Origin of the sequence: Microbacterium sp. AZCO (assembly GCF_039614715.1) — a bacterium.
GTDB lineage: Bacteria > Actinomycetota > Actinomycetes > Actinomycetales > Microbacteriaceae > Microbacterium.
In genome coordinates this window covers 184,247-198,724 of sequence record NZ_CP154857.1, presented here as the reverse complement: position 1 = coordinate 198,724, position 14,478 = coordinate 184,247, and the positions used below count along the sequence as shown (strand labels likewise).

General features: G+C 70.7%; 11 protein-coding genes and 1 tRNA gene. 6 read left to right on the top strand and 6 right to left on the bottom strand.

The genetic code is table 11. The annotated features are described in order from the left end of the window. Positions 1-44: 44 nt before the first annotated feature. The 3 genes from AAIB33_RS00955 (at position 45) to AAIB33_RS00945 (ending at position 3,484) form a co-directional block, all read left to right on the top strand. On the top strand, positions 45-1,091 hold the full coding sequence (locus tag AAIB33_RS00955; protein ID WP_345801699.1) for an ATP-dependent DNA ligase: 1,047 nt from the start codon (positions 45-47) through the stop codon (positions 1,089-1,091). A gap of 83 nt (positions 1,092-1,174) precedes the next feature. Then, the gene (locus AAIB33_RS00950) at positions 1,175-2,356 is read left to right on the top strand and encodes a serine hydrolase (RefSeq protein WP_345801698.1); all 1,182 of its coding nucleotides are present in this window, start codon (positions 1,175-1,177) and stop codon (positions 2,354-2,356) included. A 12-nt stretch (positions 2,357-2,368) separates the two neighbouring features. Next, positions 2,369-3,484 carry a serine hydrolase gene (locus AAIB33_RS00945; RefSeq protein WP_345801697.1) on the top strand — a complete coding sequence of 372 codons (1,116 nt, stop codon included), beginning with the start codon at positions 2,369-2,371 and terminating at the stop codon, positions 3,482-3,484. Positions 3,485-3,490: 6 nt separating this feature from the next. Here the strand turns inward: AAIB33_RS00945 and ligD are convergent, their stop codons facing one another. The 4 genes from ligD to AAIB33_RS00925 all read right to left on the bottom strand — a co-directional run bounded on the left by ligD (position 3,491) and on the right by AAIB33_RS00925 (position 9,118). Then, positions 3,491-4,513, bottom strand: coding sequence for a non-homologous end-joining DNA ligase (gene ligD / locus AAIB33_RS00940; RefSeq protein WP_345801696.1), 1,023 nt, complete (start codon positions 4,511-4,513; stop codon positions 3,491-3,493). Between the two features lie 105 nt (positions 4,514-4,618). Continuing rightward, the gene (locus tag AAIB33_RS00935) at positions 4,619-5,707 is read right to left on the bottom strand and encodes an SseB family protein (protein ID WP_345801695.1); all 1,089 of its coding nucleotides are present in this window, start codon (positions 5,705-5,707) and stop codon (positions 4,619-4,621) included. 24 nt (positions 5,708-5,731) lie between these two features. Then, a complete protein-coding gene (locus AAIB33_RS00930) occupies positions 5,732-8,173 on the bottom strand; it encodes a UvrD-helicase domain-containing protein (protein ID WP_345801694.1) in 2,442 nt (813 codons plus the stop codon). A gap of 63 nt (positions 8,174-8,236) precedes the next feature. Further along, entirely contained in the window at positions 8,237-9,118 is an 882-nt protein-coding gene (locus tag AAIB33_RS00925) for a CHAD domain-containing protein (RefSeq protein ID WP_345801693.1), read from the bottom strand. 55 nt (positions 9,119-9,173) lie between these two features. Between AAIB33_RS00925 and AAIB33_RS00920 the strand changes: the two genes are divergently transcribed. Beyond that, a complete protein-coding gene (locus tag AAIB33_RS00920; RefSeq protein WP_345801692.1) occupies positions 9,174-9,587 on the top strand; it encodes a YccF domain-containing protein in 414 nt (137 codons plus the stop codon). A gap of 16 nt (positions 9,588-9,603) precedes the next feature. On the opposite strand, the gene ppk2 is transcribed toward AAIB33_RS00920, so the two are convergent. Together ppk2 and AAIB33_RS00910 are read right to left on the bottom strand one after the other, a co-directional pair. Further along, positions 9,604-10,401, bottom strand: a complete 798-nt coding sequence (gene ppk2, locus AAIB33_RS00915) for a polyphosphate kinase 2 (protein WP_345801691.1) — start codon at positions 10,399-10,401, stop codon at positions 9,604-9,606. 72 nt (positions 10,402-10,473) lie between these two features. Continuing rightward, positions 10,474-13,521, bottom strand: coding sequence for a hypothetical protein (locus AAIB33_RS00910; protein WP_345801690.1), 3,048 nt, complete (start codon positions 13,519-13,521; stop codon positions 10,474-10,476). A 223-nt stretch (positions 13,522-13,744) separates the two neighbouring features. Here AAIB33_RS00910 and AAIB33_RS00905 point away from each other — a divergent pair, with 223 nt between their 5' ends. Together AAIB33_RS00905 and AAIB33_RS00900 are read left to right on the top strand one after the other, a co-directional pair. Next, on the top strand, positions 13,745-14,227 hold the full coding sequence (locus tag AAIB33_RS00905) for a heme-degrading domain-containing protein (protein WP_345801689.1): 483 nt from the start codon (positions 13,745-13,747) through the stop codon (positions 14,225-14,227). 165 nt (positions 14,228-14,392) lie between these two features. Continuing rightward, positions 14,393-14,468, top strand: a tRNA-Met gene (locus tag AAIB33_RS00900). Positions 14,469-14,478 lie beyond the last annotated feature (10 nt).

Genomic DNA, 14,478 nt, shown 5'->3' with positions numbered 1-14,478 from the left:
TCCACCGCCTGTGCAACGTCGGATGGTCAGGGCAGGATGGTCGCATGCCGCACGAGATCCCCGCGCCGATGCTCGCCAAGTCCGTCCCCACGGTGCCGGAACAGGATGCCGTGGCCGGGGGCCTCAGCTACGAACCCAAGTGGGACGGGTTCCGCGCGCTCATCTCGTGGGACGGGGAGTCGGTCGAGATCGGCTCGCGCGGCGCGAAGCCGCTCACCCGCTACTTCCCCGAGCTCGTCGAGGCGTTCGCGCGCCTTCTCCCCGAGCCGTGCCTCATCGACGGCGAGGTCGTCGTCCCCAAGGGCGAGCCCGGCGCGCAGCGACTGGACTGGGAGTCGCTCACCCAGCGCATCCACCCCGCGGCATCGCGCGTCAGCATGCTCTCGGAGAAGACGCCGGCGATGTTCATCGCGTTCGATCTGCTCGCGCGCGGCGATCGCGATCTTCAGGGCGAGCCCTTCTCGGTGCGGCGCGCCGAGCTGGTCGACCTCCTCGGCGACGTGCCCGACCCCGTGCACGTCACCCGCACGACGGAGGACGCCGACGTCGCCCGCCGCTGGCTCTCGGAGTTTGAGGGCGCCGGCCTCGACGGCGTGGTCGCGAAGCCCCTCGCTCAGCCGTACGCGCCCAACAAGCGCACGATGTTCAAGATCAAGCACGCCCGCACGGCGGACGTCGTGGCGATGGGGTACCGCATCCACAAGTCCGGCCAGGGCGTCGGATCGCTGCTCGTGGGGCTGTACTCGAGCGACGGCACGCTGTATCCCGTCGGCGGGGTCGCGGCGTGGAGCGACAAGCGGCGCCTCGAGCTCATCGACGAACTCGCGCCGCTCGTCGAGCGCGACGCCGAGGGCAACGCCGTGAAGAGCGAGGGCGAGAAGTCGCGGTTCTCCGCCGCGGGACGCGACTCATCGTTCGTGCATCTGCGCCCCGAGCGAGTGCTGGAGGTCCGCTACGACCAGCTCGAGGGCTGGCGGTTCCGCCACACCGTGCAGTTCGATCGCTGGCGCCCCGACCGCGATCCCCGCTCCTGCACGTACGAGCAGCTCGAAACGGTCTCGGCCTACGACCTCGGGGCCGTCCTGGACTGACTCGATCACGGCTCTCCCGAGCTCTGGTCGCGCGCGCATCCCGGGTGTAGATTTCGGCCACAGTCCACCCGACGGAGGCCCCGATGGCCTTTCCTGACCGTCACCGGTACTCGCGAATGATCGGCGCGTGCATGCTCGGCGTGTGCCTGATGCTCGCGACCGCCTGCACCACCACGCCCGCTGCCCCGCCGGCGCCGACACCGACCGGGACGGCCGCCATCGCGGACGACGTCGCCACCACCCTCGCCGAGCACGACCCTTACCACGGCATCCGGGCGGTCCTCGTGCTCGAGCACGGAACGCGGGTCTACGACCGCTACATCGACTCGGGGCCCGAGGACTACTGGGACATCCAGTCGGTGACGAAGAGCTTCGTGGGCACCCTCGTCGGCATCGCCATCGACCACGGTCTCATCGGGGATGTCAATGCGACGCTCGGGCAGCTGCTCCCGCGCTGGACCGACCAGCTGACCGCCGAGACGAGCGCCATACCGCTGTGGGCGGTGCTGACGCACTCGGCGAACTTCGCCGACGGCTCGGAGGCCGAATCGGCCGGAGTCTGGTCGTCGCCCGATCCCGTCGCCACGATCCTCGTCGATCGCGCGCGCCGGGGCGCTGGCGACGGCTCGTTCCGCTACTCGAACGCCGGCTCCCACATCCTCGCGGCGGTCCTCGCCGAGGCGAGCGGGATGCCGGTGCTCGAGTTCGCGCGCCGGTACCTCCTCGACCCACTCGGCATCGCGAGCCGGCCGGCGCTCGAGCAGACCGTCCCGTTCGCGCCCGAGGATGAGGCCGCCGAGACCGCGGCCTTCGACGATGCCGACTTCGCCTGGCCCCGTGACAGGCAGGGGATCCACATCGGCGCCGGACCCATGCGGCTGCGCCCCGCCGACCTCGCCCGGCTCGGCCAGCTGTATCTCGACCGAGGGCGATGGCAGGGCGTGCAGCTCGTGTCGTCGTCCTGGATCGACCAGGCGACGGCGCCCCACCTGGAGACCGCCGGCGATCTCGATCTGACCGACCACTACGGATTCCAGTGGTGGGTGGCATCCGACGATCACTACTTCGCCGCCATGGGCTTCGGCGGCACGGTCATCCTCGTGAGTCCCGAGCACGACGTCGTCGTGGTCGTGGCGTCTCAGATCGATGCCGATCAGCCTCCTGCGCACACGGTGAAGGTCGGCAACGCGAGAGCCCTCGCCGAGTCGATCCTGGCGGAGTTCGCAACAGCCCCGCCGCGCGCTGAGCTCGGGGAACCCGAGTGAGGGGGATGCCTCGTGTCGCGTCCCCGCCCTCACGCGCTCGCACAGCTCGTCGCCGCGACGGCTGTCGTGGCGCTCGTCTCTGCAGCCGTCGCGGGATGCGGCGACGCACCCCCGTCGCCGTCACCCATCGAGCTCATTCAGCGCGACGCCGACGCGGTCCTCGCCCGGGTCACCGGCACCGAGTCGGTGCGCGCCGTGCTGGTCCAGCAGCACGGCGTGCCGGTGTTCGCGCAGTACTTCTCGGCGACGCCCGACGAGACGTGGGACGTGCGGTCGGTCACGAAGTGCGTCACCTCGACCCTCGTGGGCATCGCGATCGATCGGGGCCTCATCCCGAGCGTCGACGCGACGCTCGGCGAGCTCCTTCCGGATTACTCGCAGTACCTGACTCCCGACACAGCCCGCATCCGCCTCCGTCGCGTGCTCACCGATACGGCGAACTTCGCCGACAGCCCCGAGGTCATCGCGCCGTATGTGACGACCGACTGGGTCGCGGCGATCCTCGAGGCGAGGGCAGCCCGCGGACGCGGGGTCGGGTCGTTCCAGATGACCGACCAGGGCTCGCACATCCTCGCCGCGGTGGTCGCCGAGGCGACGGGAATGTCGCCGCTCGCGTTCGCGCGCGAAGCGCTGTTCGAGCCGCTCGGGATCGACTCGACTCCCGGCTGGGAGGAGCGTGTCGCCCCCGGTGCCGACCCCGGCCGTCTCAGCCGCGAGTACGCGCGCGCGGAGGTCGCCTGGCCGGCGGATCCCCAGGGCATCAACCTCGGGAGCGCGCTGCTGCGCCTGCGGCCGTCCGATCTCATCCGGTTCGGACAGCTCTTCCTCGATGGCGGCGACTGGAGGGGCGAGACTGTCGTGTCGTCGTCGTGGGTGGAGGCGGCGACCGCACCCGAGGCCGAAACGGGGCAGTACGGATCGATGTCGTTCGGCTACCAGTGGTGGGTGGACGAGGATCGCGGCGAGTTCGCGGCGCTCGGAACCGGCGGCACCGTCGTCCTCGTCAATCGGGCGAAGGACGCGGTCGCTGTGATCGCCGCGGAGATCCCGCTCGATTCCCTCACGTCCGGCATCCGCGTGGCACCCGCGCTCGCCCTCGCCCAGGCCCTGGTCGACGACCTCCCCTGACGCCCGTCAGGCCTCGTTCTTGCGGCTCGGCTGCACGCGCGGCGGCTCACCCGGCATCTTGGGGAACTCCGGCGGGAAGGGCAGCTCGCCCAGGCCCTGGTCGACGTCGCGCTGCCACCACTCCAGAAGGGTGTCGATGCGGCCCGGCTTGTCGAGCAGCGTCGCCCAAGGGTCGCCGACGGACGCGAGCCGCTCGGGCACGGACCGCACCGTGAAGGCGGCGGGATCGACCCCCGCCTCGAGCTCGTCCCACGTCAGCGGAGTCGAGACTGTCGCGCCGGGCAAGGCCCGCGGGCTGTAGGCGCCGGCCATGGTGCGATCGCGGTTGGCCTGGTTGAAGTCGATGAAGATGCGCTCGCCGCGCTCCTCCTTCCACCAGTTCATCGTCACCTTCTCGGGCAGCCGTCGCTCGAGCTCGCGACCCGCCGCGATGACGGCGTGACGCACCTCGAGGAACTCCCACTGGGGCTCGATGGGGCAGAACACATGGATGCCGCGGTTGCCGCTCGTCTTGAGGAAGGCCTCCAGGCCGGCCTCGGCGAGCACCTCCCGCAGCGCCGGCGCGACGGCCGCGGCATCCTGGAATCCCGTTCCCGGCTGGGGATCGAGGTCGATGCGCAGCTCGACGGGGTTGTCGGTGTTCGAGGTGAGCGACGCCCACGGGTGGAAGACGACGGTGTTCATCTGCGCGGCCCAGACGGCCGCCGCGATCTCCGTGAAGACGATCTGGGGATGCCGCCGCCCGCTGTTGTAGGTGACGGTCTGCGCCTCCACGAACGCCGGCGCGCCCTTGGGCGGGTTCTTCGAGTAGAAGCGCTCACCCTCGATGCCCTCGGGGAAGCGCTCGAGCGAGACGGGCCGGTTGCCGTTCGCGGCGAGGAAGGGCTCGGCGACCGTGACGAGGTACTCGGCGAGCTCTCGCTTCGTGATCCCGGGCTCGGGCCACAGCACGCGGTTCGGGTTGGAGATGCCGATCTCGCGGTCGCCATCCGGTCCGGGGACGGTCAGGGTGATGCGTTCCGACGCCATGGTTCCGACCCTAGGGGGTGGCCCCGACGTCCGTCACGGCCCAGCGGCGTGCCGAACTCCGGCAGAACTGCGCGTTCCGCGGCGAGAAGGCGTTCTCGCGACGGGTCAGCCGTCGATGAGGGCGCCGAGATCGGGGCGCCGCAGCTGGATCCACGGTCCGCCCGGATCCACGATCACCCCGGTCAGCTCGAGGTCGCCCCGCAGCGCCTTGCGGAGCCGCTCGGCATCCATCGGCGCGGGGCGCTCGCCGCGGCCCACCGCGACGACCTCGAGCGGGTGCGAGAACAGCTGCAGGAACCGCTCCCCCTCCGGAGTGCGCACCTCGGCGACGCCGATGCGCCCCTCGTCGTCCTGGCTCACGGCGACCCAGAACGGCACGGTCGCAAGGGCATCGACGACGGCCGCCGCCGTCGCGGCCGTGCGTTCGCCGCTCAGCAGCGTCTTGATGGTGACGTGCGGGTCACTCGCCTCGACGCTTTTCTCGAGCATGTCGCGACGCAGGACCGCGGTCGCCGGACGAGAGGCCGGGTCGAGCACGAGGCCCGCGTACGGACCCTCGAGCACGTACTTGAGCACCGTCAACACCGGCTGAGCCATCGCGGAGGTGTCGGTGTCGCCGTCGGCGCGGACGCTCGCCTCGAGCGCCGGTCCGCCGCTGAAGGCGACGACGTAGTTCTCGTCGTTCAGCGTCGCGATCGCGAGCGGGAGCTGCTTGCCCTCCGACAGCAGGGCCCGGGCGTCGCCCTTGATGCGCAGGAAGAGGTGCCCCTGCAGCAGCTGGCGCGCGACGTTGATGATCTGCGGGGGCGTGGGCGGGTCGGAGAGCTCTCCGAGCGCGGCGGCGAGCAGCGAGTTGCCGCGAAGCCCGGGCGTCGACTCCTGGGCGGCCGGTGCGGGGGACGGCTCCGCGGGCGGCGCACCCACGCCACGGAACGACGACACCGAGATGCCGACGGATGCCGCGGCCTCCGGCTCGGGCTGTTCCGCCGGGACCGCCTCGGCGTGAGACGCTCCGGCGGAAGCCGCCGCACCCGGGACCGCCTCGGCCGGGACTGTCGCACCCGGGACCGCCGCGGCCGAACCCGTGGCGGGCTCGGTCACCTGCGGCGCCGACGTGTCTGCCTCGGTCGCCTGAACGGGTGTCGACTCGGGCGAGCGGTCTCGATCGCGCTTGCCGCGGGAGAAGAGGGCCATCATTCGAGCCTAATCGCGTCGATGTCAGAGTTTCTCGATCGGGGCGATCTTGATGAGGAGCTTCTTGGCGCCGACCTTGTCGAAGCGCACGTGGGCGACGCGCTTCGCGCCTTCGCCGGTGACGGCATCCACTCGTCCCTCGCCGAAGTCCTCGTGGCGGATGCGGTCACCCGGCCCCAGCACCATGTCGCCGTTGTCGCGCACCTTGGCCGGGATGCGGTTGGCGAAGCGCTCGATCGACGTCGACTTCGGCACGAGGTCTTCGCCGTACCGCCGCGACGTGCCGAAGCCGGAGCCTCCGCCCGGGCGGCGAGCGTTGAGCGCGCGCGACTGCGTGCCGCCGCGCGAGTTGACGTCGCCCGGCGACTGGCGCCAGTCGATGAGCTCGGCGGGAATCTCCTGCAGGAAGCGGCTCGGCATCGCGACCGTGACCTCGCCGAACTGCGCGCGCGTCATGGCGAGCGTGAAGAAGAGGCGCTTGCGGGCGCGCGTCACGCCGACGTAAAAGAGCCGTCGCTCCTCCTGCGGCCCGCCGGGCTCGCCGGCCGAGATGCGGTGCGGGATGAGGTCCTCCTCGACGCCCGTGATGAACACGGCGTCGTACTCGAGGCCCTTCGCCGTGTGCAGCGTCATGAGCGACACCGAGCCCGACGCGTCGTCGAGGTCATCGGCGTCGGCGACGAGGGCGACCTCGGTCAGGAAGTCGATGACCGTGCCCTCGGGATTGTTGCGCGCGAACTCGCGGGCGACGGCGACGAGCTCGTCGAGGTTCTCGAGGCGCGCTTCGTCCTGCGGGTCCTTGCTCGCGCGCAGCGCGTCGAGGTACCCGCTCTTCTGCAGCAGGATCTGCAGACCCTCGGCGACCGCGGTCGGCGGCGCGAGCTCGCCCGAGGCGGGGAGCATGAGAGCGGATGCCTCGGCCAGCACGGCATCGAGCTGTGCGATGCCCGCCTGGATCTTCGGCCCCACACCGAGCGCCGACGCGTTCGCGAGGGCGTCGCGGAAGGTGATGTCCTCCTCGGCCGCATAGCGAGCGATCGCCGTCTCGGTGACGTCGCCGATGCCGCGGCGCGGCTTGTTCAGGATGCGGCGCACCGCCATCTCGTCGGCCGGGTTCGCGACCGCGACGAGGTAGGCGAGGGCGTCCTTGATCTCGGCGCGCTCGTAGAACTTCGTGCCGCCCATGATCTTGTAGGGCACGGCCGAGCGGATGAAGATCTCCTCAAGCGCACGGGACTGCGAGTTGGTGCGGTAGAAGACGGCCATCTGCGAGTAGTCGACCCCGGCGCGGCGGAGCGACTCGATCTCGTCGGCGACGAACTGCGCCTCGTCGTGCTGCGAATAGCCGGTGAAGCCGACGATCTTGTCGCCCGCACCGACGTCGGTCCACAGCTTCTTGTCCTTGCGGTCGAAGTTGTTGCTGATGACGGCGTTGGCGGCGCTCAGGATGTTCTGCGTCGACCGGTAGTTCTGCTCGAGCAGCACGACCTTCGCGCCCGGATAGTCGCGCTCGAACTCCGTGATGTTGCGGATGTCGGCACCGCGGAAGGCGTAGATCGACTGGTCGGAGTCGCCGACGACGGTGAGGGATGCCGCGGGGAGGGCTTCGACCGCCGGCGCGTCGAAGATCATCATCCCGCCGTCACCGAACGACTCGCCCTCCGGTTCGGAGAGCGGCTGGGTCAGCTCGTGGATGAGGGCGTACTGGGCGTGGTTGGTGTCCTGGTACTCGTCGACGAGGATGTGCCGGAACCGCCGCCGGTAGACGTCGGCGACGTGCGGGAACGCGCGGAACAGGTAGACCGTCTGCGCGATGAGGTCGTCGAAGTCGAACGCGTTGGCCCGCTGCAGCGCACGCTGGTAGTCGGCGAAGATATCGACGAAGATGCGCTCGGCAGGATCGTTGAGGTTCGCCTGCCGCGCGTACGACTCCGCGTCGGCGAGCTCGTTCTTGAGCTTGGAGATCTTGCCCTGCACGGCGGCGGGCGTGAGACCGAAGGCATCCGCCTCGTGCTCCTTGACGAGTCGCTTGATGAGCGCGCGCGAGTCGCCCGAGTCGTAGATCGTGAAGGCCTTCGTGAACCCGAACTGCTGCGCCTCGCGACGGAGGATGCGCACGCACGCGGAGTGGAAGGTCGAGATCCACATGCCCTGCGCCGCGTTGTCGCCCACGAGGTGCTGCACGCGCTCGCGCATCTCGCCCGCGGCCTTGTTCGTGAAGGTGATGGCGAGGATCTGGCTCGGCCACGCCTCACGGTTCCACAGCAGCGATGCGATGCGGCGCGTCAGCACGCTCGTCTTGCCCGACCCCGCGCCGGCCACGATGAGGAGCGCCGGGCCGCGATACGTGACGGCCTCGCGCTGCGGCGGATTGAGACCCTCGAGGAGCACGTTGTCGGGGCGCTCGCCGGCGTCGCGCGGTCCGCGGTCGCTGCCGACGATGATGGGCGTGGTGGCGTCGGTCATGGCCCGACAAGTCTAGGCGCGGCGTCCGACACCGTCGCCCGGCATCCCTCCCCGGCAGGAGCGTCAGCGGAGGGTGGATGCCGCGCGCCGGAGCTTCTGCAGCGCCCGAGGCAGCTCGACCAGGTGCTCGGCCGCCTCCTCGCGCGCCCGCGCCTCGACGCGGCCGTAGTCCTCGATCGGCTCTCCCGCGCGCTCCGCGTGCACGGCCGAGCGCGCCACGCTCTCGGCGAAGAGCACGGCGTCGCGATGGCCTCCGAGGGCGTCGTGGAGCGAGTCGCCCGCCTCCGCGAGATCCGCCACCTCGTCCGGGTAGAGGCCTGGGGCCGACGCGGCGATCGCCTCGGCGACGTACCGCATGCGCCGGGCGGCCTTCCGCACGTCGTGGTACGACTCCTCGGAGGCATCCAGTCGCCTCACCGCCTTGCGCACGCGGCGGGCCTGCGCCCGGAGCACGACGGCGACGAGAGGAGCGGCATCCGCGTCCTCGGCGACGACCGTCGGAGCCGCGACGAACTCGCGCAGGAGCCGGGCGCGCTCGACGGACCGCGGCGATCCCGCGAGCTCGACGAGTCGCGCGTGCGCGGCGGCGTAGTCCCGGCGCTCGGACTCCACCAGGCGTCGAACGACGCGCGGATCGTCCACCCCCGACCGCTCGATCGCGTCTTCCGCGACCGCCGCGCGCACCTCGATGTCGCGGACGATCCCGAGCTCGCTCCCCCACTCGTGGAAGAGCACGCGCAGGAGATCCACCGGCTCGCGCTCGAGCAGCGGCCGGAATCCCGCCAGCACGCTGCGCAGGCGGCGGACGCGCACGCGATGCTGGTGCACCCCGTCGGGCTCGTCGGCGAGCGCGGCGGCCTCCGTCGCCGCCACTTCGGCGGCGGCCGACCGCAGCGCGTCGAGGATCAGCTCCGCGATCGTCGGGGGCGCCGTCGAAACCCGCACAGCCCGAGCCTACGACGGTGCCGGAGCCGGAGGCATCCCTTGCCAGAATGATCCTGTGCGCACCCTGCTCAACATCATCTGGCTCGTCCTCGCCGGGTTCTGGCTGTTCCTGAGCTACCTGCTCGTCGGGGTCGTGCTGTGCATCCTCATCATCACGATCCCGTGGGGCATCGCCTCATTCCGCGTCGGCCTGTACTCGCTGTGGCCCTTCGGGCGCACCGTCGTGAGCAAGCCGTCGGCCGGCGTGTGGTCGTTCCTCGGCAACGTGATCTGGGTCATCCTCGCCGGCTGGTGGCTCGCGCTCGAGCACATCCTCACGGGTCTGCTGCTGTGCATCACGATCGTCGGCATCCCCCTGGGCATCGCGAACTTCAAGCTCGTGCCCGTCTCGCTCATGCCCCTCGGCAAGGACATCGTCTCCACCCGCGACGGCGCCTTCGATCAGGCGATGGCGCAGCGCGGGGCCTGACCGCGAGCCCGTCCGCTCAGAACGTCTCGGGGACGTACCGGTAGTCGTAGTCGGGCTCGACGTAGTCGCCGGGCTCCTGGCGGGCGGGCAGCACGGGCTCCTCGTGCGGGATCTCGACGTACGGGATCTTCGACAGGAGGTGCGTGATGATGTTGAGCCGCGCCTTCTCCTTGTCGTCCGAGATCGCGACGTTCCACGGCGCGAAGTCGGTGTCGGTCGCGGCGAACATCTTGTCGCGGGCGCGCGAGTAGTCGTACCAGCGGTTGTAGGACTTCAGGTCCATGGGCGAGAGCTTCCACGTCTTGCGGCCGTCGTGGATGCGGTCCTCGAGCCGGCGGGTCTGCTCCTCGGGACTCACCTCGAGCCAGTACTTGATGAGGATGATGCCCGAGTCGATCATCGCCTTCTCCACGAGCGGGACCTGCGCCAGGAACTTGTCGGCCGTCGCATCGTCGGTGAAGCCCATGACCCGCTCGACGCCGGCGCGGTTGTACCAGGAGCGGTCGAAGATGACCACCTCGCCCGCCGCCGGGAAATGCGGCACGTAGCGCTGGATGTACATCTGGCTCAGCTCGCGCTCCGTCGGAGCCGGCAGTGCGACGACACGGAAGACGCGGGGGCTGACTCGCTCGGTGATCGCCTTGATGACACCGCCCTTGCCGGCGCCGTCGCGGCCCTCGAAGACGATGCAGACCTTGACGCCCTCGGCCTTGACCCACTCCTGCAGCTTCACGAGCTCGACGTGGAGCTTCTTCAGCTCCTTCGCGTACTCCTTGGCGCTGAGACCGTCCTCGTGCGTGTGCTTCTTCGACATCCGCGGCTCCCGGTGCGTGGGCGCCCTCCCGGGCGCACGTGGCGCGCGCGGCGAGGCGCGCGTGGCGCCAGCCTAGACCTCAGCGGGTTCGGGATGCTGCGGTGCAGCCCCGGTCGGCGCGGGCGCGTTGCGCCGGCCCCACGGCACGGCGAGCAGCAGCCCGATCACGAGCACGACGGCGCCGAAGGCGGCGGCCCACCATGCCGTGTCGGCCGGGATCTCGAGGTAGGTCGTGAGGCCGAGGATGCGGGCGAGCCCCCACGGCAGCAGACCCATCTGGTCGTTCCACGCCGAGAGGACCGTCTCGAGGCCGATGACGGCGACGACCGTCGCCGGGATGGCGAGGCCCGCACCGGCTGCGGCGAGCACGACGCCCGTCGCGCGGCGACGGCCGAGCTGCGTCGACAGCGCCCACCCGGCGGCGACGAACACCCACAGGAACAGGGCGAACGCGACGCCGATGTAGACCGTGCGGCGCACCGGGTCGGTCCAGAACGCGAACCAGTAGCCGCCGGGGCCGCTGAACGACAGGGCGACGAGCGTCGCGATGCAGCGCAGCACGACGACGCCGCCGACGGCTGCGATGACGGGCCACGGCGAGCGCTTGCGACCGAGGAGCAGATCGATCCCCACGAGGAAGACGATCCACGCGCCGAGCACGATCGCGAGGTGCGTCCAGGAGAGGAACGACGTCTGCACGGCGCGCGTGCCGACGAGCAGGGCGCCCGGCACGATGAGCAGGAGCCAGCGGTCGACCGTGAGGAGGCCGAGCGTCCCCTCGCGAGCACGCCACGGCCGCGTCGCGGCGAGCCAGGTCACGCGGGCCGCGGCCGCGCCGGGGCGACGGACCAGCCGCGTCCGGGCGGCCACCATGCCGATGATGAGCCAGGCGAGGGCGAGGGCGAGCATGATGCGCGCGATCCACGACATGGCGACGTCGCGGTCGGCGCGCTGCACCGAGAGGTCGGCCGCGGCGAGGTTCCACGCGGGGTGGTCGACGTCGCCCGTGTACTTCTGGACGTGCTCGTCGGCCAGCGCCACGTATTCGTCACGCGCCTTCTCCCACGCGGCGTGCGCGGCCGGGTCCAGCGTGTCGTGCCAGCGCATCTGCTCGAGGAACATCTCGCGGTACGCCGCGAGCATGCGCAGCACGTCGGCCTGGTAGTCCAGGGTGCCGACGAAGGCGTCGCGGAGCGCGGGATCGCGCCAGGTCGAGGCATCCGTCCCCGCCACGTCATCGCGCATCTTCTCCGCCTTGGCGACGGCGTCGTGCCCTGCGGCGATGGTCTCGTCGATGCGGTCCTTCGAGATCTCGTAGATGACGCCGAGGCTCGCCGAATCGCCCGTGAGGATGTCCCACTCGAAGATCCACATCTGGGGCGGCGGCTCGAGGCCGAGCGCGAAGGTGCGCTTCTCGGCGAACGGCTGGATGTAGAGGCCCTGCGTGATGGCATCCCGCGAGAGCGCCATGGCGTCGGCGATCGCCGTGACGGTTCTCGGGTCCTCGGAGAACCACTCCTTGGCCCAGTCGACGGTCACCTGGCCGATGTCGGTGTTCGGGTCGCGCGCGAGGGCGGCCGCGGTCTGAGTGTTCAGCTCGTAGAGCTGCCAGAAGCCGCTCTTCAAGTACAGCGACATGGGGCCGGCGCGCCAGGGGCCGCCGTCCTGCGTCCACGTCCAGATGCCCTCGATGTGCGGGTTCTTCTCGAGCAGCGTCTGCAGCGCCCACTGGTACTGCGGGCCGAGATCGTTGGGGAACGAGCCGAACGCCTCGAACTCGCGGCGGCTCTGGAACTCGACGATGCGGCGCTGGTCGCCCGTCTCGAGGGTGTCGTTGAGGGGCAGCCACGAATAGAAGTCGCCGAGCGTGTACTTCGTCGAGACGATGAGCGCGGGCGAATCGAGGCCGTCGAGGATGGCGTGATACGCCTCGGGGTCGGTGTGCATGTCGCCGACGTCGCCGATCCCCACGCTCCAGGTGCGGAACACCACTTCGCGGTCCGTCGCCTCCGCCTGCGACGAGTACGTCTCGAGCATCGTGCGCACGGCCTTGACGGAGCGCACGGCGATCTCGGAGTAGTAGTCCCAGCCCGGCTCCTGGTAGACGTTGCCGCCCTCGCCGATGCGGATCAGGATGCCGGAGAGCGCCGGCTCCGCCGCGTACAGCTCGTCGAGCGCCTTCGTGTACACCTGCCACAGCTCGGGGTTCTCGGTGTCGAGGCCGCCGAACTCGCGGTCGAAGTAGTCGGCGAGCTGCGGCGTGAGCGTCGGCATGTCCGTGCGCAGGAAGACCTTGACGCCGAGCTCGGCGGCGCGATCCCAGAATGGGCCGAACGCCTCGCGCAGCGCGAGCGCGCGGGCGACGTGCGGATCGCCGTCGGGATAAACACCGGGCACATCCTCGAACGTCGCGAATTCGATGAACCCTGGCCAGGAGACGGCGTTGTAGCCGTTCGCCACCGAGTGCCGGAGGAACGCATCCCAGTCGTCGTACGCCGTCGCCAGGGCATCCTGGTCGATGTACGGAGGATCGGCGAGGTAGACGTCTTCGAAGGCTCGCGAGACGTGGGAGTAGTCGGTGCCCGATTCCCACTGGGACGGATCGGGGTCGACGCCGACCGCGCCGAGGTCGACCATCCGGAAGGGCAGCGCCGATGCCGGATGCTCGCCGATGAGCGCTTCGACCGGCGACCCCACGCGGACGGAGTTGGCGATGTCGTAGACGCCGCGGGCCGCGCCCGCCTCGCTCGCCGCCTCGATGCGCAGGGCCGTCGGGTTGCCGCTCATCGTGTACGAGTCGTCGGCGGCGTCGCCGTCGCTCGCCGTGACGGTGAGGGAGGCCTCCCCGCTCTTGTCGGGTGCGTCGGCCGAGGCATCCTTCAGCTCATCGAGCGCCGCCGCGACGCGCGGTGAATCGGGAGCGTCGATCGTCGTGAACTCGGGCGGGAAGACGGGTCCGGAAATGGCCGGCACGACAGGGTCGGCCGGCGTCATCTGGGTGGAGGGTTCGGTTCGGATGCCGAGCGCGTCACCGACGACGACGCCTACTCCGAGCCCCAGGGCGAGCAGGACGATGCCGGTGACGGCAGCGAGGATTCCCCGTCGTCGCGCCGTTGACATGCGGAACAGGATAAGTGTCGGCACCCTGGGCATCCGCCCGGCTCCACAGGGGTTCGCCTGCCCGCCCCGCAATCGTTACGCATCCGATGCCGAGCGCCCGTGCTCGCGGCCGCCCGGCGGCTCGGCCCCGCCTCCCTCGTCGAGACCTGGGATCTCGTCGAGGCCGGGGATGACGCCACCCTGTCTCGGCGAGAGCCCGTGTCTCGACGCTACGCTCGTGGCCATGACAGAGCGAAGCGCCGCCGAGACCCTCGCCCGCGTCGAGGCCGAGGAGCGCGAGCTCGTCCTCCCCCGCTTCGATCTCGACGACGCGTGGACCTTGGGCTCGGCGCTTCGCGCGAGCGCCGTCGAGCGGGAGCTGCCGATCGTCATCGGCATCTTCCTCGGCGAGGCCCGCGTCTTCCACACGGCGCTGCCGGGCTCGAGCGCCGACAACGACGGCTGGCTCGAGCGGAAGTCGCGCGTCGCCCGCCGGTACGGCCGCTCGTCGTACGGCGTCGGACTGTCGTTCAAGGCCCGCGGCGGGGACTTCGACCGGGACGGCCGCCTCGACACCTCCGTCTACGCCGCGCACGGCGGCGTCTTCCCGATCACGATCGCCGGTGTCGGCATGGTGGGCACCGTCGGCGTGTCGGGCCTGCCGCAGGCCGACGACCACGCGCTCGTCGTCGAGCACCTACGGGCGTTCCGGGCGTCGCTGGGCTGAGCCGCGCGTGCGCAGGAGGATGTCGTGACGCGCTGGCGAGCATCGGCGCGTGGGACGGAATCCCCGCGATTGCGCTCGGACGCGTTGCGACACAGTGAGACTCACAGCGAAACCTCGGTTAACGGTCGTTCGCCGGAGCCCGAGTCGGCGCTAGCGTGGGGGCATCGCGGCGATCCGGGCGGTCCCGGTCACCGGCTCATAACCGGTCGAGCTGCGGGTTCGACTCCCGCCGTCGCGTCCAATCCTGACGG

Bases quoted from the DNA above. Each gene is read 5' to 3' on its own strand.
- ligD (WP_345801696.1), bottom strand. From the start codon at position 4,513: ATGGCGTCGGAACGCATCACCCTGACCGTCCCCGGACCGGATGGCGAC.
- ppk2 (WP_345801691.1), bottom strand. From the start codon at position 10,401: ATGTCGAAGAAGCACACGCACGAGGACGGTCTCAGCGCCAAGGAGTAC.
- AAIB33_RS00935 (WP_345801695.1), bottom strand. From the start codon at position 5,707: ATGGCCCTCTTCTCCCGCGGCAAGCGCGATCGAGACCGCTCGCCCGAG.
- AAIB33_RS00950 (WP_345801698.1), top strand. From the start codon at position 1,175: ATGGCCTTTCCTGACCGTCACCGGTACTCGCGAATGATCGGCGCGTGC.
- AAIB33_RS00930 (WP_345801694.1), bottom strand. From the start codon at position 8,173: ATGACCGACGCCACCACGCCCATCATCGTCGGCAGCGACCGCGGACCG.
- AAIB33_RS00910 (WP_345801690.1), bottom strand. From the start codon at position 13,521: ATGTCAACGGCGCGACGACGGGGAATCCTCGCTGCCGTCACCGGCATC.
- AAIB33_RS00905 (WP_345801689.1), top strand. From the start codon at position 13,745: ATGACAGAGCGAAGCGCCGCCGAGACCCTCGCCCGCGTCGAGGCCGAG.
- AAIB33_RS00955 (WP_345801699.1), top strand. From the start codon at position 45: ATGCCGCACGAGATCCCCGCGCCGATGCTCGCCAAGTCCGTCCCCACG.